Below are 20,817 nucleotides of genomic sequence, written 5' to 3'. Positions count from 1 at the left end.
TTGTGGGTTTTTTAAATAAAAAAAATAAATTTTATGCTATTTTTTAAAAATCCCTTTAAAATAAATATCTAAGGTATTGATTACATTAGAAATTATAAATTATTTTAATAGGGGTGATTCGTTTGAATAAAAAAATAAATACTAAAAATATGGTTATGATCGCATTTTTAACAAGTCTTATGGTTGTTTTAGGAATGCTATCTAGTTACTTTACAAAACAAACAGGTAAAGGTATCCTTCAGTTATCAGAAGTTATTTCTTTATCATTAGTTAACACAGTTCCTTTTTTTATATTAGTATTTGCCTCCGTTTGTTCGGGAATATTAATTGATTTAGCTAGTGGAGGTATAATATATATACCAATCACGATAGTGGTTAAGTTACTTATTTTTCTAATAGTCTTTTTACTTAAAAAAAGAATAACTATGTACATTGTGGTTTACATAGCTTACCTACCAGTATTCATTTATGTACCTTATGCATGAATTACATATGATGGTAGTAGAGCAATTCAATCACTAATAAATGAATGTATACAATATACTGGTACAACAGTGTTTGCATGTGTGTTTTTAAGAGTGTTCAAAAATAAACGTATATATCAGTATTAAATTTATATTGTTTTCGATAAATCACTTGTTTATTTTTTACAAGTGATTTATTTTATATTAAAATGATGAGATTAATTATAAAATAAAAATAGTTTCTTTTAATGAAAAAGAAAGTTAATAGTGGAGTAAAACTATGGGTTATAAAGAAAAAATGCTAGTAATAATAATAATTATATGAATATTTGCTTTATTAATTACAGGTTCCTTGGCGATAATATATAAGGTAAGACATAAAAATTACTTGTCCTTAAATAAAGAATACACTCAAATTTTAAAGAATATTGAACCAGATTTTACTTTAAAAACATATGATGTAAAATATGAAATGCCAAAAGATGAAGAGTGTTACTATTTTATTTCAAATATACCCTTATATGTTTATCCAATAATTAAGAAACAAAAGAAAAAGTCTATCAATGAGGCAAATCCTAAATTCGAATTTTATCGCTCCTTAAAAAATAATTTTTCTTTAATATATATAAATCATAAGAAAAGTTGTCTAGTAACTAGTATCTTTGTCACTAATAATCGCGTGTTGTTTGAAACACCAAATGAATTTATACAGTTCCCTATAACAAAGATAAAAAATATTTATGGGGCAACTTATAATATTGATAAGACTTGATATAATGGAATTGAAATTGTTCTAGAGAAAGTTAGATATCGTATTAATATTTCGGATATCGAGTTACTTATGACATTCAAAAAAATTATAGAGGGAGGTAATAATTAAATGATAATATCAAAAACCAAAATAATTACTGGGTTAATTATGATTTTAATTTGTACATTAGTTTACTTATCAATGTTAACAATCACTATTATTAGATTAAGGAAATTGCAAAAACTAGATAAAGATCGTGTATATATAAGAAAACCAATTTATCATCTGTTTTATTGAACAATTTGCTTTATTGTACCTTTCTTTTTATCAATTAATATAGCTTTAGGAACAATGTCCTTGGTTCTTGGGGAAAATGATAAGTACCATCTTGGTTTGGTTTTTAATATCTTATACTTATTTTATATTTTGATTATTTTGTTAATAATATTAACTGGTCAAAAAATAATTAATTCTATGTATATTGCAGAATATCAAGGCAATTATTTTTTTATCAATAATTTAATTTCTAAGGAATCTATAATATCGATTCAACCAACATTAAGAAGAAAATCACTTATAATTACATTCAAAAATGAAGAGGAAAACATTGAAACAATGACTATCAAATATCATTGAGAATTATATGATTGATTTAAGCTAAACTAAACTTATTAAAATAATATACATTTTTTCTTACTCTTTAAATTATAATTATAATAATATTAAAGAAAGGTTGGAAGTCGAAATGATGAAAACATTTTTAAATAAAGAGGAAAAAAAGTTATTTTCAAAAAAGAATATTAAAAAAATAAAAAAAGAAGATTTTTTTTCATACTTAGAAATGCAAGAAACTTTCCTGAAATCCCTTAAAGAAAGTTATTACGGTGATAACGTTGATAATGAAGTAACCGAAAAACAAATAGAAAAGCAAGAAAAATATGTAGCAGATTTGAATAAATACTACTACGAAGTAGTATTAATTAGTGAAAAGTCAACTAAAGATCCTTTCCAAAACTTGGATAAGGAATTTAAAAATTTAATTAAACCCTTTGAAAAAATACAAAAGGATTAATTATAGATCAGGAATAATATATGATAAAACAAGCTAAATTTATAAAATCAGCAGCTCAGAAAAGCGGATGAATACAAGACAATGTTAATGAAGTTTGTTTCATCGGAAGAAGTAATGTTGGAAAATCAACATTTATAAATGCCTTAACTAATCAAAATAAGTTAGCTAAAACCTCTTCAACTCCTGGAAAAACTAGATTATTGAATTTTTTTGACATAAATAATGGTGAGTTTAGAATTGTCGATGCACCTGGTTATGGTTTTGCGAGAGTTAATCATGAACAAAAACTTGAGTTTGCAAAAATGATGGATGAATACTTAACATCTAGAAATAATTTGAAATTCGTATGTCAGCTGGTTGACCTAAGACATAAACCAACAAACGATGATGTAGAAATGTATAATTTTTTTAAACACCATAATATACCTGTTTTGATTGTTGCAACAAAAAAAGACAAATGCAAAAAAAACGATATCAAAAAAAATGAAAAAATCATAAAAGAAACTTTAAAAGTTGTGGATACGGATAAATTTTTGTCAATTTCCTCTATGGAAAAAAACAGTTTGCAAAATGTTTATGATGTACTAGTTGAAATGATCAACCCATAATATTAGAGAAAAAGGGGAATCGATATGTACAAAATCAAAAAAGTAGTGGCAACAGACTTAGACGGGACTATTGTTAACAGAAACAATCAAATATCTATGAATACTATAAATCTTATTAAAGAATTTAAGGAAAAAACCAATCATGCTTTAACTTTTGTTACTGGTAGAAATTATTTTTTAACCGTAGATCATGCAAAAACATTGGACATAAAGCTACCTCTCATAACAACAAATGGTATCAGTGTAATTGACCCTTTTACACATTCTTACATTGATAAATTACACTTTTCTAATGAAGAATTGATAAGTATAGTTGATATATTACACAAAAAAAACTTCAAATATAGTTTATTAGGAGATTTTGAAGTTCATTTGGTTAAAGATGCTGGTTATGTTATGGAGTTCAAAGAAATAAAATGAGACTTTTCTCATAAAAAAGATAAGGCTTTTAATGTCTACAATAATTATGAAGAATTATATAAGCACATTATTAAATTAGAGTCTTTCCCTTCAATCAATGTAGAGTGCTTTACTTCTCAAGAAAAAGAGGATGTCTATAATGCATTGAAAAATTTAGACATTGAAATAATTTCTTTCAATTATAATAAAAGAACTAATATAGAAATTTATAAAAAAGGTGCTGGTAAAGATTGGGGTATCAGAGCTTTATTGAAACATTTTAACTTATCTGATGAAGATGTTCACGTGTTTGGTGATGAGTTTAATGATTATCCAATGTTTAAAGTCTTTCCTAACTCTTATGCCATGGGAAATGCCATTGATGGAATAAAAAAACTATCTAAAGAGGTCATCGATTCCATTGATAATGACGGTGTTGGTAAAAAAATTACAGAACTAATAGAAGAGTTTATTTAAAAAAACCTATGTTTTTTCTTTTTTTTCTCTATCATAAAAATTGTATTTGAAAAAATTTGAATACAATATCATATGGAAAGAGGGAATAAAATGAAAAAAATTCTTGGAATATTAGGAGCAATGGGAATGGTTGCTACAACTGGTGCGACAGTTATCTCTTGTGGAACAAAAGTTTCAAAAGAAACTAGTGAAACAGAAAAAAATATGTTAGCAAAAATCGAAGAAGCAGTAAAAGATAAAACATTCAAAAATAACGACGAAGCAATTAAAGCAGTAAAAGATGCTGCAACTTCTGTTAATAATGTAACTGCCAATGATGCTGATCCTGCTGCTAATGGTAAAATCTTATTTGTTGAGGCTAGCGTTGTCACAAAAACAATTAAAGTAAAATATAAATATTCAATCAGCGATTCAAAAGATAAAGACAAATATATATGATCAAGCAAAGAAGAAACAAAATCATTTAATGTAAAAATTACAGAATAAAACAAATTTTAAATCATAAAAAATGTAATTAATAATTGTATTAATTACATTTTTTTTATCTTTGTTATAAAATAACAAAAAGAGGTAATCATAATGAGTATTCTAAAAAAATATCTAAAATTTAATAACGGATTAGAAATTCCGCAAGTAGGTCTTGGTACCTATAAATTAACTAACGAACACGAAACATATTCTTCAGTTCTAGCAGCCTTAAAAGCAGGTTATCGTCATATAGACACTGCTACAATTTATGGGAATCATAAGATTATTGCTAAAGCAATAAAAGATTCAGGTGTACCAAGAGGGGAATTATTCATAACATCGAAAGTATGGAATAGTAGCCACGATTATGAAAAAGCTAAGTTAGCTATCCAAGTTATGCTTGAAGAACTTGAATTAGAATATTTAGACTTGGTATTAGTTCATTGACCAACAGAAAAAAGATTAGAATGTTGAAAAGCTCTTGAAGAAGCGGTTGATGAAGGTAAAGTTCAATCAATTGGTGTAAGTAATTTCCTTAATGAACATTTGGATGAACTGATGAAGGTTGCAAGAATTAAACCTGTCATTAATCAGTTTGAATTACATCCTGCACTTCAATGTAATTCTTTGGTAAAAGCTTGTCAAAATTATGGAATAGTTGTTGAGTCATGAGGTACATTAATAAGAGGAAAATGTTTTGATATAGAACAAATCAAAACATTAGCTAAGAAGTATCAAAAAAGTGAACCTCAAATATGCTTAAGATGAGCATATCAAAAGGGGTATGTCATTATACCAAAATCCTCTAAACCAGAAAGGGTTGTAGAAAACATTAAAATAGATGATTTTGAATTAACTATTGAAGATATGGAATTATTAGCAAGTATTTCTGAGTACCGTGACGGACCAGATCCAAATAACTTTGATTTTTAAAATTTGTTGAAAGGGTATAAGTTTATGTTGTCAATCTATGAACAATTAGAAAACTTATCAAGACAAACTAAGAAAACTACATTTAAATTAATAGCTACTAAGTTGATTGAAATGTACTCAAGTGGAGTTTTTAAAACACAAGACGAAATCTCACGTGATTGTTATGTAGCAAAGTCAACAGTTACAAAATTTGCACAATCTATAAATTGCAGTGGTTATCGTGAGTTGATAGTATTAATGAAAGTAGAGTATCAAAAAATTTTAACTAAAAAAAAATTAAAGTCAGTTGAACAAGATAAAAAAGATTTTATAAACAATTCAATTATTAAATGAGTCTATGAAGACGTTGATTTTGTTAAATCTTTTAAAGAAGATTTGAAATATATTAAAAGTGTAAATATTGTTCCTAGTTTTCAATCGATGGAGAGTGCGAATTTTTTAGCACAAGTACTTTTGAACTCAAATATTTACTCTCAAATAATTGATGTTTCAAAACAAAACTATTTAATAAAGAAGCTTAATGTCTTTGATAATTCAATAAACCTGATTATTTTAACTGGAAGAGACAACGAAACTTTATTGAAGTTTATCAAAAAAAATTATCTTTATTTCAGTCAAAATATTAATTATATTATTTCTACATTAAATCAAATCGAGAAGCTAAATTATCTTCCTCAAAAAAGTCAGAAAATAATTACTTTTGAAGGGGATAACTCTGGTTTTTTTTATAGACATATAGCCTTAACACAATTATTTTTCTATATATACGAGATACTGTAAAATATTTTCTTTTTTAAAAAATAGTTTCCAAAGCACTAATTAAGATGTGCTTTTTTTCTTTTTGTTGTTAAATATAAAACGAAAGGATTAAAGGAAAGGAATATGAAAACTAATAATATACCTTGAAGCTTCCTGTGGGGAGCGTCAACAAGTGCTTATCAAGTAGAAGGGGGATACAATGCTAATGGTAAAGGGTTGAGCATCCAAGATATCAAAGATAAGAATTCTGGTATAGCAAACTTCGAAATAGCTTCCGACCATTATCATAGATTTAAAGAAGATGTTGCTTTAATGGCTGAACTTGGATTAAAATCTTATAGATTTTCTGTATCTTGAGCTAGAATTTTCCCAAATGGATTTGGAGAAGTTAATAAAAAAGGTATTGCTTTTTATAACGAACTAATAAATGAACTCTTGAAATATTGTATAGAACCAATTCTAACAATTTATCATTTTGATCTTCCATTGGAACTAGAAAAACTGGGTGGATGAAATAATAAGAAAGTTACTATTGAGGCTTTTTTAAACTATGCGAAAGTATTGTTTGAATCTTTTTGAGATAGAGTTAAATATTGACTAACCATCAACGAACAAAATATGCTAATTTTAGCAGGTAATGCGATTGGAGTAAGTAATCGTAAAAATGGTAATTCTTGAAAAGAATTATATCAACAAAATCACTATATGACATTAGCACAAGCGAAAGTTATAAAATTATGTCATAAAATGTTACCTAATGCTAAAATAGGTCCAGCACCTAATATTTCTTATGCTTATGCAGCAACGTGTAATCCCGAAGATAAAATGGCGGAGTTAAATGCAAATGCATTAAGGAATTGGTTGTATTTGGACCTAGCTGTCAAAGGTGAGTATAATCCAATAGTTTGAAGGTACTTTAAAGAAAATAATTACACTCCAAAAATCTCCAAAAGCGATATGAAAATAATCAAAAGTGGAAAGCCCGATTTCATAGCTTTTAATTATTATTCATCTTTAACTGTTAAAAAAAAGTTCGTACACAAAAGAAGATAATATAAACAAAAAAACTGATCAGCATATTTATAATGATTGTTATGGCATGTATGATGTACAAAAAAATGATTATTTAACTAGTGATAATTATGGTTGAACAATTGACCCTGTTGGTTTACGAGTAACAGCAAGAAACCTTTATGAGCGCTATGGATTACCATTGATAATAACAGAAAAGGGTTTAGGAGCAGAAGATGTTTTAACTTCTAATAATGAAATATATGACACCTACAGAATAGATTATTTAAGGTCTCATATCGAACAAATAAAAGAAATCATCAACGATGGTGTCGAATTATTTGGATATTCTCCTTGAAGTGCTGTTGATTTAGTATCAACACACCAAGGTTTTAGCAAAATGTACGGATTTGTTTATGTAAATAGAGGAGAAAAAAACTTTAAAGACTTGAAGCGATATAAAAAAGCAAGTTTTTATTGATACAAAAAAGTTATTTCTTCAAATGGAAATAACTTGTAAATTCTACTTTTTTATAGGTAATTATTAAGAAAACTTTGAAACTTAAAAAACTTTCAGAATAAAGATATAAAATTTTAAAAGCTTTATCAAGAATTTATTAAAAATTAGAACATTTTTGTTATAATTTTCTTAAATAATGTAAAAGGATTTGTGACAAAAATGGACGATTATCTGTCGAAAAAAATTAATTTATTAGAAAAAGAACTTGGTTCAAATATAGAAATAGGTTTGACTACCGAACAAGTAGAAGAAAAACAAAGGAAATATGGGAAAAATGAACTACCTGAGGCCAAAGTGACACCTTGGTATGTAATATTTCTTAAGACTTTAATAGAGCCAATTCAATTGATTTTAATAGCTGCTGGAGTTATTAGTATTATTGCACCCTTAATAAGCAATAATTGACAAGTTCACTTTGATGAGTTTATTGACTGTATTGTAATATTTTCAATCGTTTTGATTGACTCTATACTAGAAACTGTTCAAAGTGTTAAAGCAAGAAAGTCTATGGACTCATTAAAAAGTTTGTCTAAACCAAAAACCGTTGTTTTACGAAATGATCAACAACAAGAAATTGACGCATCTGAATTAGTTCCTGGTGATATTGTTATTCTTGAAGCTGGTAAGTATGTTCCTGCTGAGTTGAGAATTTTTGAAGCAAGCGACTTATGTTTGGATGAATCAATCTTAACTGGTGAATCATTACCAGTAGAAAAAACTCACGAAGAGTTAAAAACACCAACAAATATATTGGCAGAAATGCGAAATATAGCATTTATGTCAACTTTTGTTACTTCTGGTAGAGCAATTGGAATTGTAATTAAAACCGGTAAAGATACAGAAATAGGTAAAATTGCTACATCAATTAATAGTAGTGAAGAAGAAAGTACACCGTTAGAGAAAAAATTAGCGAAATTTACATTATGAGTTGCGCTAATGAGTTTCGTAATTGGTGCTCTGATATTTATTACTTTATTCTTTTCAGGTAACAAAAATGCATGATCAAATTATTTGATGGTAGCAATTACTTTAGCGATTGGTGTAATCCCAGAATGTTTAGCTGCCATTGTTTCGATAACTTTAAGTATAAGTACAAAAAAAATGGCAAAAGAAAATGTTATTGTTAAAAAACTACAAGCTGTCGAAACTCTTGGAAGTGTAAATGTGATTTGTACAGATAAAACTGGTACACTAACGCAAAACAAAATGACAGTTAAGAAAATGATTATGGATAACAAAATCATTGAATCAAAAGATTATTCTAAAGAGAAAAAAGATAAACACATGGATTTATTCTTAAATTCCCTAGTCTTGTGTAATGACTCTGTGACTGAGAACGATGAAAGAATCGGAGATCCTACAGAATTAGCTCTTGTAGACTATGCTGAAACAATAGGTTATGACGAACAAGATGCTCGTGAAGAATTCAAAAGAATTGATGAAATTCCTTTTGATAGTGAAAGAAAAATGATGACAACCGTTAATAATATTAATGGTGTAAATACAATATTCACTAAAGGAGCTATTGATGAACTATTAAAACATTGTACTAAAATTATGATTGACAATGTTGAAAGACCTATAACCCAAGATGATAAAGATTCTTTACTTGAAATTGCCAATAAATTGAGCAATGATGCTTTAAGGGTCTTGTCATTTGCATATAACGAAAATTATGACTCTTTTTCAGATAAAGATGATTTAGAACATGATTTAACATTCTTGGGTGGTGTAGCAATGATTGACCCAGTTCGTAATTCCGCAATCGAAGCTGTGAGAAAAGCACGAGATGCCGGAATAAAAGTTGTTATGATAACTGGTGATCACGCTGTTACTGCGTTGGCGATAGCTAAGGACTTAGATTTAACCGACAATAAAGATGAGGTTATGAGCTCTGAAAAACTAAATAGTCTTTCTGATGAAGAACTTTACAATATCATCGAGCAAATAAAGGTATTTGCTCGAGTTAACCCCGAACATAAAGTTAGAATTGTAGAAGCCTTACAAAAACGAAATAACATAACAAGTATGACTGGTGATGGTGTAAACGATGCGCCTTCACTTGCCAAAGCAGATATTGGGGTTGCAATGGGTATCACAGGTACTGATGTTGCAAAACAAGCTAGTGATATAATTTTAACCGACGATAATTTTGAAACAATAATTAAGGGAGTTCATGAAGGTAGAAACGTTTATCAAAAAATTAAACGTGCCATTGCATTTGTAATCGGTGTTAACCTTGCCAATGTAATATCAATCTTTATTCTTTCATCAATAAACACAGTTTCACCACTAGAAGCAACAGATATTTTGTGAATGAATTTAATTGTTGAATCACTAATAGCCTTAGCGATTGGTATGGGAGCAAACGATGATACATTGATGAAGATAAAACCGATAAAAGGTAAAAACTCTTTATTTAAAGGAATTGTGTTTACTTTATTTAAAATAATATTCTTTACAACAACTACAACCGTTGCCGCTTATTATTTAGGTATGACATTTTTAACAAATAATGAGCTAATTGACATAACTGAGTCTAATAATTATAGTTCTTGATGAAAAGCATTAAGAGATCCTAACTTGGATATTGAGAAAAAAACAAGGTTAGGTAATTATGGAAGAACGGCTGTATTTATAACAATTACAATCGCTCCATGTTTATATGCTAACTTCATAAAACTTTCTAATTGAAAAGCTTCGAGAAAACTTAATATAATAATAAATAAACCTTTATGAATGTCTTCAATCTTATCATTCACCTTGAATGTTATTGTTATTTTCTTACCTGGGTTGAATAATAACGTACTTAATTTACTTCCTACAAATAGTTATAATAGTTCTAATTGATATTTTGTTCCAATGTTTATAGCATTCGCAATGATACCAGGAACTTTAATTTTAATGGTGGATGGAATAATTTTTGTCAGTTATCATTATTTCCCAGAACCAAGAAGAAGAAATAAAATGATATTAGAAAAAATGATAGCTACCGATAAGAGAAAAACAAAGAAAAAAAGAAAAAGCTTACAAAGTTAATACCAATTATTAATCTTTTTAAAATCTAAAGAGCAAACACTCTCTAGATTTTTTTTTTTTTTTTTCAATTAACGGAAATATTATAAATTCAAGTTCTAATTTGGTAATGTACTATAAATGATAACAACATATAAATAATAATAATTTGAATAATTTGTAATAAGATTATGCCTTTATTAGTAATGTTGAAGTATGTTATAATTTCTTAGTAGGAGTTGTTTTTAATGAATGAAACAATTAAAAATATAAAGAAAAATATTAAAAAAGTATTAATCATATCAATTATAAGCTTCATACTATTTTCAATAATAGCATCAGTTCTTATTTTTATAAGACCTAGGTGATGAAGATTGGAAATAATATTTGCTTGCTTATTTGTAATATTGAGTGTCTTATGTTTATTTTCAATTGTTGGTGGAACAACGTTCTTGTTAGTTAATAGGAAAACCTTTGATATAAATATGATAAAAGCAAGAAAAGCTCTTAATATTGGAATATTTTACTTCAAATCATCAGGTAAAATAGAAACAGCACTAGATAAATAATTTTTTTAGAGATAAAAAATATTCTTTTATCAAATTAAGGATTTGTTATGAAAATTAAAACAAAAGTTTGAAAAGATTGAAAATATTTATATAAGGTTATAGCTGCTTTATTAGTTTTTGCTGTGTTGATAGACACTTATACAACAAACATCGTAAGTATTGCAAATAGCGGTTTCGATTTTGATGGTATTGATTGAAGAATAATTTTAAATGATTCAAAAACTTCTTATGGAAATGATTATCAAGGTTTTACCATAAGATATTTGAGTTTTTTTACCATTCAATCAAACATAATGGTTCTTATTTGATTTTTTGTTAGTGCACTAAAGCATTCTAGTGACAAAAAAACTTGAAAAAAATCAATAATTTTATTAAGAGAAGCCACAATTTCAATAACAATTTACATAATAATTACTGGTGTAGTCTATAATTCTGTAATTTTACCAGCATCATTAATGAGCGGTAAAATATTTAATGCGCATGCTTGAGTTCAACAAATGATGTTACATTTAATAATTCCGTTAATGATGTTTTTATATGTCTTCCTATTTAATGATCGAACTTTCGTAGCTAAATCATTCAGAAATTTTGCTAAAAAAGATATGTTGTATGCAATGATTTATCCAATTATATATCTAATTTATTCACTATTAAGGGGTGAAATGATATTTAGAGCCTATAATTCTAATTGGGATTTAGCAAAACCACATAGACCTTACCCATATTTTTTTCTTGAAGTACATAACCCAACGCCATTAAAAGGACTTCCAATTAGTGGTCCAGTATTGTTAATCCTAACAATCCCTGTGATTATTGGATTTATTATTGGATTGGGAGCTTTATTGAATTGAAAAATTTCTAAAGATTATGACTTAGCCGAACGTATTTCTAATAATAAATAATTTTCAAAAAGAAAAATTTTTTTAAAAAATAAAATTATTACACTTAATAATGACTATTTGTTTTTTTTATATATAATAATTTATTATCAATATATATAAAAAGGAGAAATTTATGGAAAAACCAAATCTTGTAAAAGATCAGATGAAGTTCATTAATGGTTTAATGAGACTTAAAAAGGGTGCGTTTTCATATTTCATTTTAGATCAAACAATATTATTATCAGTACTTATTGTATTTATATATAATTTTTTTTATAACATAAGCTACTTAAGTATTTTGATTTTTATTGGTGCAGGTTATTTATTATTTAAATTTGTTTTGATAAATTGATTTAAAATAAATACTTATTATAAATCAATAAGTGTATTTAAAATTAAATTACATGTTGACCGTACTAAAGTGTATGTTCAAAGAAATATTGATTTCTCACCATTGACATTTTTATTTTGAACAGTTGCTTCAAATTTCTTTACAGCAGTCTTGGTAAAATATGAAATTCTAACATTTTTGGAAACTAGCCCAAAATTAACTGTTGTAAAAGCTTTTACAATGGTTTCTATGGACATGCTATTAGTACCAACATTTATTAATTCATTCAATACTATGGCAGCTGGAAACCAATCAGTAACTTCTAACTACATCAAGCTAATTAAAGATCAATATTACTCAAATGAAAGTTTATTTGAGGATGTTGAATTTGAAAGCAATTATTTAAACTTAACTTGCGTAAAACCAAATTTAAAATCTAAAAACGGAATATTTGTACTATTAAGTCAAGATGATCTAAATAATAGAGAAGCAAAAGATATTAAAGAAATAAATAACGAAATTTTAAAAACTTACTCAAAAATATGAACAAGTTACTACGATTTACTTCAATCTCGTTTGAAAAGCAAATTTAGTAAATCAGCTTCACACAAACTGTATTGAATGGAAAGAATATACGACCACATATTTTTAGACTTTTTTGAAATTTAATCATTAGATATATGAAAACACTTAACTCCTAAATTTTTAGGAGTTTTTTAATTTCTTGAGTGGAATTTTAAACTGATTAACCAACTCAAATATTTAAGCCAAATGCCTTGCTTTTTGCTTAATTATAAAGTAAGTTTTATATAAGTTTGAAAAAAATCAAAAGAGGTGTTTTTATGAGAGCAAGTAAACAACATTTTATATGCTTAAAAGTATTGCTCTTTTTGACATTGATGTCATTATTTGTTACATCTTTTATATTAGAAAATTATTTTGTCACTTTTGAAAATATAAATATTTTTATAATATTTAAAGTTGTTCTTAATATAACATTTGCTATTTTTATAAATTGCATATACATATCTGTTCTTGTCAAATATTCTAAACGTGAGAAACTAAGTTTGTTAATGAAGAATGAAATAACCACTAAAGAAATATTTAAAACTTTTATTTATTTCAGTTATAGATTCTTTCTTTTAGTGATACCATTTCTTGGATTATTTATAATTAATGTTATGGTTAAAGAATGCAATATCGAAAGCTTGGTTCACCAAAATTATAAAGATAACGTATTAACTTCTTCACTTTTTGGTTTCATAGAGATATTCGATATTCAATACTTAATTTATGAATTGATTTTAATGATGTCTTTTTCCTTTTTACCGATAATTTTTTCTACACTTCTATTTGTAATGGTGATACTTTACAAGTTGGCTTCAATTATATTCAAGAAAATGATAGATTTTAGAAATTATATTATACTCAAAAACATTTCTATTTATAAAAAAGCTATTCTTGGTTTGAGTATTGCTACAATAATCTTACTTTTTATAGAAAAAATAAAACTATTTCTAAATTTAGTAAGGAAGTCTGTTTTTTTAATAATAAAAGTAAAGTTTTCTAATATTATACTCATATTCAAAAAAGGAACTACACCTCCAAACCTTAAATTCATTTAATTTAACAAGATTAATTGAATTTAAGGAGAAAAAGAAAATGAGAAAAATGCTGAATATTTTAGCAATAACAACTATAGTAGGGGCTTCTTCTTCAGCCACACTTGCTTGTGGTAATAAACATAAAGAGTCCAATAATAATTCAGAAAATTTAACAACTTTACAAAAAGATATGTTCGATGGTGTTAAATCTATTACTAAAATGATAATAGGTAGTAGACACGAAAACTTAAATTATAATTTAAATGAAATTTTATCAATGTATCTAACACCAACTAATACAGCTTTAAGAATACCAACTTCATACTCATTCGAGAATAAACAAATAAATGCCTTGGAAGATGTGGTTAAATTCAAAAATCTTATGTTTCCAAGCATTAATAAGTTTGATGTTGATAATTATGCAGGTATGTATGCAAGTTATGTTATGGGTATGTATGATGATGACTTTTATCAAAACTTTATCAAAGGTAATAATGGAGCCTATTCATTTGAAGATACCTTTTCTGCAAGTGGTAATGTTGGAAACAATAAACCTAAAGATAATGCAACTGGTTATCTTGCAGGTCTTAATAAAGATTTAAAATTATCAAATAACCAAGAAAGAAGAAACTTAAGCTGAGGTATTCAAGATACAGGTGCCTTAACTAACTTCTTATTAAACAATGGTCTTGATGGTGGTTTTCCAGGAGATACAAATAGTACAAGTGGACCTAAATCTAGTGCAACTGATAAAAAAGGTGGAACAAATGGTGGTGGTTATGCATGATATAACAGTTTAATAAGCACAACAAAAGGTAAAAATAATGCGAACAAAATAAAATCATTAGATATCAATACTAAATTGAACAATGATATAAAAATTTTAAATGCAAAGAATACAAATGAAGAATATGGCTCAAAGCTTAAATTTAAGGGCAAAGATTTAGAATTTAATAACACAGGTTCATTACTAACTAATACTGCTGGAAAAATGAATATTAATGGTTATATTAATATGTTTGGTGGTATGCCAGATAATATCTTTGAAACCGAGTCTGGAGCATTGGTATTAGGGGAATATCTTAACTATGTGCTACCTACAAGAGTTACCGAGGCCGGTGGATTATTCTCTCCAAATGCACATACTTTAATGCAACAGCAGGGATTTAAATTAATAACTTCTGGATGAGAAGGATTTTACAATTTATTAAATAATAAAGAAGTTGTTGATTACCTTAAAACAGTTGGTTTTGATGTTAATAAAGATTACTTTAAATTAGATAAAGCACCAGATGTCGGTGGAAGTGGTTTAATTCCAAGCCCAAAACCTGAAAATATTGGTTTTGATAAGTTATATGGGTTAATGCCAAATGACATAAACGAAAACGGAACTAATATGAAGTACTTAAAAAATATTATTATGGATCTAACTAGCATTTATAAAAATCTTAATAAAGAACAAAAAGTTGAGTTCACAAACCGTTTAATGATCGGTAAAAACACTCCATTTGAAAAAGCTTATTCTTCGCAATTAAATCAAATTGACAAAGATAGAAGCTTATGAAATAACATCATCCAAAATGATGGTCAAGGAGGAATAAATCTTTTAAATATGCTGAATAGGGTTTTTGAAGACGCTACTAATGATGGAATAAAAGAGCAAGTGAAACAAGCTGGTGAATTTATGGATAAACTTGAAAACTTTAAATTTAGTTCATTCGACCTTGCCTCTAAAAAACAGTATTTGAAAATTCTAGGCTATGATAATGGTAAGTTCAAAGATGGTAGTTTCTTAAAAAGATCTTTTGATGGATTAAAAAATGACAATGTAATCGGTTCAAAAGAATTTAGACAATTATTTGCAGGATTCAAAAATACAGTTTCAAATGAAATGCAAGATGTTCATAATAAATTAATCAAATACTTGATAGATGATAACTACTGAGTTTCTAAAAATGTAAATATTACTTCAACTAGTAATACAAGTATTGGTGCCAAACTTGAGTTTGACTTAGAATATCAAGGAATTGGTGATATCTCTTCAAATGCATCAAATCAATATAAAAAAATAGATGTTCCAGAAAACTTTAATCCTTATCAAACTAAAATCAAACATCAAGAAGAGGTTGCCAAAACTTTAGAAAACAAAATAGATAAATCAAGAATTTCAGGTGAAGTTTTAATAAACAACAACATGTTCAATGGTAATTTCAATGATGAAGATCTAATAAAATATGATGGTTTAGGTAATTACAATAATTATAAAAATGTTCGTAATAAATATAAAATAATATGGGAAAATATTAGTAAAGACCCAGATACACCTTTGTGAGTTATAACTTCTTTGAAATGTTATAATGATAAAGATTTGGAGTTTTTCAATATATATTAAGGAATGTGGACGATGCTATTATTTAAAAATGGTTTGAAAAACCTTTTGAAAGATTATATACAATTTTCAATATATATTATACTAATTAGTATTGCTGTAATTTTTACAGCAACTTTTGGTATATCTGCTTCCAATCTATTAAGAACCAATAATCAGGTATCTAGTCATAGTAAACACCACGATTACTCATTTAGATATACTTCTAGTAAATATAAATCTAACGATACACAAACTCTGTCGCCGTGATTTGCGTTTGATTCAGATTTAGTAAAAGATTATAAAAATAATTACTTTCCAACACTTACGATTGGTGGAAACAATGGTGTTTTAAAAGCATATACATTTAAAGATGGATTAAAAGAAAACAAAAGTAGCTATGATTCAAGCATATATATAATTGGTGACAAAGGTAATGATGGCAAAAAATGAATTAACTTTCACTTTGGTGATGTAGAACCAAACGTAATATCTTCAGAAAAAGACTTAAGTTATAAGCCAACATCTGAAAAAGATTACATACTTAATTTTACTAAGGAACAAAAAATAGAAAAAGTCAGAAGTATGGAGTTTGGAAGTTTTTATAGATTTAATAAAAACTCTAATGCATTCAAAAGATCATTAATTGGTCAGTTATATGAAAAAAATGATTATTTCCAAGGCAAATTATCTAAGAAAACAGAAAAAACTGCTCTTGATATTTTTGATTATATGTTCTATGTTAATAATTCTTCAATCACATCAGTTATAAAGTCTTCTATGGTGAATTACTATGAAACACTAAAAGATGATAAAGTACAAAAGATGAATAAATACATAAATGGTGATGGTATAAATGGTGATAAAACCAAAGATGATATCATCAAAAACGGTTATAATGGTAGAATTGGTAACATAGTAAAGGACGATAAAGACGATCAAAACTCATATTTTATTTGTGAAGATAAAAACTTTAAACTGAATGGTAAAGATTTGGACCCAGATAACACACTTAAAAAGTTTGGAAGTTATTTAATTAAAAACTTTTCTGCTTATAACCTTTTTATAAATCCAGGGACTAATAATAATCCATATAATATAAAGTCTAATCCATTAATTTCTAGAGATTTATTTAAAAATTATTATTCTTTATTAGGTGATCTCTCAGATTTTAATATTGATTTAACAAGTGAAGTTGTTATGTGAGACTCATCTGGTAAAAAGTTTAGATATGTTTCTGCATTCTATAATGAAAAAAACGAAAAAAATGAAAATATTGTAAAATTCTATAATAGAAAAAATTACACTATTTACGAAAGTTTAAAAGTTGATGATGGATCTCTGTTTACTGAAAAGAGTTTCATGGTATCAAGTGGTTATGCTAAATATAATAATATGGAATTAGGAGATGAGTATGAAATCTTTCCTGGTCAGGGTAAAAATGGAGCCCTTAGATTAGATGCAATTGGTGTTGACTCTCAAAATGTGTATCCATCAATCTACGAAGAAGACTTATTAACTAATCAACAAAATGAAGCGATATTTTATATATCAAATGATACCTTTAGAACAATGTTTAACGAAACTAACAATCAAAAAAACAACATTGTTGATGATAGTAAATACCAAGACGTTAGTAGAGGGTATATGTATTATCACGGAAAGATACATGAGAAAAAAGACAATCTTTCTAAGTTTAAATTATATGCAGCAGATAATTTGGTTAATATAAATGATGTAAAAGAACAACAAGAAGCCTATGCTAGCAAAGGTTCTTTAAGTGAAAACTCAGATTTGTCAAGAATAAATGTCCAAAGCTATAAAGATACTAATTTGATAAATTTAAGAAGTACACTGTTTGGTAGTGTCACAAAGTTATTTTTATTAATAGCAGTAGTATTTTGTGTCATATTCTTACTAATAATTTTATTTGTGGTATACAATATTGTACGAAAAATCTTAATATCTCAAAGATCTCAAATAGGTACCCTAAAATCATTAGGAACCACCAATAATAAAATATTAGTGAATTATGTAATGTATATGACGTTACCAATAATTATTACAGTTCCAATTGGTTGAGCAATAAGTGTATTCTTGCAAACTCCAATCATGAATATTTTTGAGTATTATTTTAATATTCCTTCAATGTTAACAATTGATTGAAAATTTTTATTGATAATGTGATTAGGGTTCTTCCTTGTTGTTGGTTTTATGGTCTATATGACAGCATATTTAACTGTTAGACAAAGTCCTTTAACATTATTACAACCTTCAAAAAGCTCGCATCCTAATTTATTTTTAGTTAGAATATTCTCGCGAATTAAATATATCAATTTTACTTCTAAATTAAGAGGTGTTATTGTTTCTGTCTCTTTGAAAGACATTTTCATCTTTTTGACAGTGATGTTCATTTCTTCAATAATTTTAATGGTTTCTGTAGCCACACCTAGCATTTTATCAACAATGTCCAATGAATATTACCGAAATGTTCGTTACAATAATGACTACACATACTCCTACAATACGCCAAATAACCCTTTGTCTAGATATTCATTTTATAATTTGAATAACAATATTACTCAAAGTACTATGGATGCTTCAACTTTTTCAGGTATTATAAAAACCAAAGAAGGAAAAGAAGTGACTTTATTTGGTGAAGATAAAGCATCTAAAAATTATTGAAAAGAAAACTCGGGAGATTATAAAAATTACTTTGAAAAAATGTTGATAAATAATTTATTTACATTTAAAGGAAATGTATTATCAGTTGGAATAATGGATAAAATGGTAGACCATTATGAAAGTTTATTTAATAAAGGGGAAGAAAATCTTGTTCTAACGTATCTAAATCAATTAACTTGTGAAGTTATTCCTAAACTATTCAATCAAAAATCACTAAGTTGTGACAATAAAAAAAGATCATATAAAGAAAGTATAAAAGAAATTTCTAATAACATCTTGCCATCATCTATTAAGCAACTATGGGATAATGATGATTCAGAATTTAAGAACTTTACATATGGATTTGGTTCAATTCCTTTCAACTCAAATGAAGATGAGCTATTTACAAAATTCGACGCTAGAATATTAGATGGATCAAAAGACGGTATAAATGTTCTTGGATATGGTTTGGATAAAGAATCTAATTTCAAAGGTATAGGTTTCAAAAATAGAAGCAAGTTATTTGAAAGTATGCGAGATGATGAAATACCAATCATTATAAATAGGAAACTTAAATTAAAAGGATACAATATCGGTTCAAAAATTAATTTAGCAACTGAACAAAATATAATAGAGTTAAAATCTGAAAATAACTCATTTACACCCGTAAATAATGATTGATGAAGCTATTCTGATTCTAAAAATACTAAAGACGTCTTCTCAATGGATTTAAGTAAACTAACTTTTTATGAGCAAAATGATGATAAGTTGTCTGAATGAAATTATAGAGATAATGATAAGCTAAGTAACTATAACAAATTACAAAATATCCAATTGAAAATCCCTAAAAAACTATTTAACCAAGAACTATTGAAAGAAGTTAATAGTAAGTATAAAGAGTATTCTGGATTTGATGTAGACACAACTAATGAAAATATCATTGTAAAACCTTTTGATGTGAGAATGTATCGTGGTGATAAATGAGAACCTCTTCAGATTACTAACTTACTTGGTGGAACTAACAATTGATGAAACATAGCTCTTAAAGAAGGTCTATTCGTTAATAATAAATTATCAAATGAATCTAAAATTAATTATAGAGTTGTTGATATAGTCGACACTTATGATCAACCAAAAATATTTGTTGATCAAGAAAAGGCTAATGAAATACTTGGATATAAAAATCCTAAAGAAAGAGTAAAAGTTGGTCAAACAAGCGTAAACATCTGAAGTAATGCGAAAATGAGTTCAAATGATATGATATCAGATCAATTACAAAGAATCATTTTCCAATCAAAAGATGGAAATATAACAACAGACGGTTTCAAACAATATATGGCAACCGCAATTGGTAAAACTGATTATATGAAAGTACGAAAAGAAGCTACTTCAAACTTGATTAGCTCAGCAACGAGTTTATCAATTGTCTTTGTAAGTATTTCAATTATTAGTGCCATCATCGTTATATACTTAATTACCGACTTATTTGTAGGTAAATATAAAAGATTTATGAACTATATGAGAATACAAGGGTACTCGATGCGTGAAGTTAACTCCATAATTATGTGGATATTCCTACCATTAACACTGATAGGAATAGTTTTAGCAGAAGTGTTAGTAACTTTAATTATTTACACAGCAATTCCTAAAATTTTAATATCTTTAAATATTGCAGTGCCTTTATCATTTAGTTGAACTGTGTTCCCGATAATATTGGTTTCTGGTTTATTGATATTTGCAATCGCTTACTTTGTAATAATATATAGTATGTCAAAAACTAAATTAGCATCGTTAATAGGTGTTTCTTAAAAAACTTTCTAAAACCATTCTAAATCTTAAGTATTTAGAATGGTTTTTTTAATAATTATGATTTATATGCTAATATTTAATTAAGTTTTAAAGAAAACTTAATATTTCAAATTA

16 protein-coding genes and 1 pseudogene are annotated in these 20,817 nt (G+C 26.8%); all 17 read left to right on the top strand.

The window, feature by feature from the left end; translation table 4 throughout:
* Positions 1-122: 122 nt before the first annotated feature.
* The 17 genes and pseudogenes from ACI2WZ_RS03230 to ACI2WZ_RS03150 all read left to right on the top strand — a co-directional run bounded on the left by ACI2WZ_RS03230 (position 123) and on the right by ACI2WZ_RS03150 (position 20,703).
* Positions 123-611 carry a hypothetical protein gene (locus ACI2WZ_RS03230; RefSeq protein WP_500244604.1) on the top strand — a complete coding sequence of 163 codons (489 nt, stop codon included), beginning with the start codon at positions 123-125 and terminating at the stop codon, positions 609-611.
* A gap of 133 nt (positions 612-744) precedes the next feature.
* The gene (locus tag ACI2WZ_RS03225; RefSeq protein ID WP_500244603.1) at positions 745-1,344 is read left to right on the top strand and encodes a hypothetical protein; all 600 of its coding nucleotides are present in this window, start codon (positions 745-747) and stop codon (positions 1,342-1,344) included.
* Complete coding sequence (locus ACI2WZ_RS03220) at positions 1,345-1,881, top strand: hypothetical protein (RefSeq protein ID WP_500244602.1); 537 nt, start codon at positions 1,345-1,347, stop codon at positions 1,879-1,881.
* Positions 1,882-1,960: 79 nt separating this feature from the next.
* The gene (locus ACI2WZ_RS03215) at positions 1,961-2,287 is read left to right on the top strand and encodes a hypothetical protein (protein WP_023789647.1); all 327 of its coding nucleotides are present in this window, start codon (positions 1,961-1,963) and stop codon (positions 2,285-2,287) included.
* Between the two features lie 20 nt (positions 2,288-2,307).
* On the top strand, positions 2,308-2,895 hold the full coding sequence (gene yihA / locus ACI2WZ_RS03210) for a ribosome biogenesis GTP-binding protein YihA/YsxC (RefSeq protein WP_023789645.1): 588 nt from the start codon (positions 2,308-2,310) through the stop codon (positions 2,893-2,895).
* A 24-nt stretch (positions 2,896-2,919) separates the two neighbouring features.
* Positions 2,920-3,771: an HAD family hydrolase gene (locus ACI2WZ_RS03205; protein WP_500244601.1), complete on the top strand. Its 852-nt coding sequence runs from the start codon at positions 2,920-2,922 to the stop codon at positions 3,769-3,771.
* 90 nt (positions 3,772-3,861) lie between these two features.
* Positions 3,862-4,257 carry a lipoprotein gene (locus ACI2WZ_RS03200; protein ID WP_023789641.1) on the top strand — a complete coding sequence of 132 codons (396 nt, stop codon included), beginning with the start codon at positions 3,862-3,864 and terminating at the stop codon, positions 4,255-4,257.
* 93 nt (positions 4,258-4,350) lie between these two features.
* The gene (locus ACI2WZ_RS03195) at positions 4,351-5,172 is read left to right on the top strand and encodes an aldo/keto reductase (RefSeq protein ID WP_500244600.1); all 822 of its coding nucleotides are present in this window, start codon (positions 4,351-4,353) and stop codon (positions 5,170-5,172) included.
* 24 nt (positions 5,173-5,196) lie between these two features.
* Positions 5,197-5,952 carry a MurR/RpiR family transcriptional regulator gene (locus ACI2WZ_RS03190; protein ID WP_500244599.1) on the top strand — a complete coding sequence of 252 codons (756 nt, stop codon included), beginning with the start codon at positions 5,197-5,199 and terminating at the stop codon, positions 5,950-5,952.
* Positions 5,953-6,054: 102 nt separating this feature from the next.
* Positions 6,055-7,462: pseudogene (locus ACI2WZ_RS03185) on the top strand (glycoside hydrolase family 1 protein).
* 159 nt (positions 7,463-7,621) lie between these two features.
* A complete protein-coding gene (locus tag ACI2WZ_RS03180; protein WP_500244598.1) occupies positions 7,622-10,501 on the top strand; it encodes a cation-translocating P-type ATPase in 2,880 nt (959 codons plus the stop codon).
* A 224-nt stretch (positions 10,502-10,725) separates the two neighbouring features.
* On the top strand, positions 10,726-11,046 hold the full coding sequence (locus ACI2WZ_RS03175) for a hypothetical protein (RefSeq protein WP_023789631.1): 321 nt from the start codon (positions 10,726-10,728) through the stop codon (positions 11,044-11,046).
* 47 nt (positions 11,047-11,093) lie between these two features.
* Positions 11,094-11,948, top strand: coding sequence for a Pr6Pr family membrane protein (locus ACI2WZ_RS03170; RefSeq protein ID WP_500244597.1), 855 nt, complete (start codon positions 11,094-11,096; stop codon positions 11,946-11,948).
* A 112-nt stretch (positions 11,949-12,060) separates the two neighbouring features.
* Positions 12,061-12,927: a hypothetical protein gene (locus tag ACI2WZ_RS03165; RefSeq protein ID WP_500244596.1), complete on the top strand. Its 867-nt coding sequence runs from the start codon at positions 12,061-12,063 to the stop codon at positions 12,925-12,927.
* Between the two features lie 173 nt (positions 12,928-13,100).
* A complete protein-coding gene (locus tag ACI2WZ_RS03160) occupies positions 13,101-13,883 on the top strand; it encodes a hypothetical protein (RefSeq protein ID WP_500244595.1) in 783 nt (260 codons plus the stop codon).
* 37 nt (positions 13,884-13,920) lie between these two features.
* Positions 13,921-16,254: a hypothetical protein gene (locus tag ACI2WZ_RS03155; protein WP_500244594.1), complete on the top strand. Its 2,334-nt coding sequence runs from the start codon at positions 13,921-13,923 to the stop codon at positions 16,252-16,254.
* Positions 16,255-16,266: 12 nt separating this feature from the next.
* Positions 16,267-20,703 carry an FtsX-like permease family protein gene (locus ACI2WZ_RS03150; RefSeq protein WP_500244593.1) on the top strand — a complete coding sequence of 1,479 codons (4,437 nt, stop codon included), beginning with the start codon at positions 16,267-16,269 and terminating at the stop codon, positions 20,701-20,703.
* Positions 20,704-20,817 lie beyond the last annotated feature (114 nt).

It is taken from the genome of Spiroplasma endosymbiont of Megachile willughbiella, from assembly GCF_964273395.1.
Taxonomy (GTDB): domain Bacteria; phylum Bacillota_I; class Bacilli_A; order Mycoplasmatales; family Mycoplasmataceae; genus Spiroplasma_A; species Spiroplasma_A apis.
This window is presented reverse-complemented; position numbering and strand designations above follow the sequence as displayed.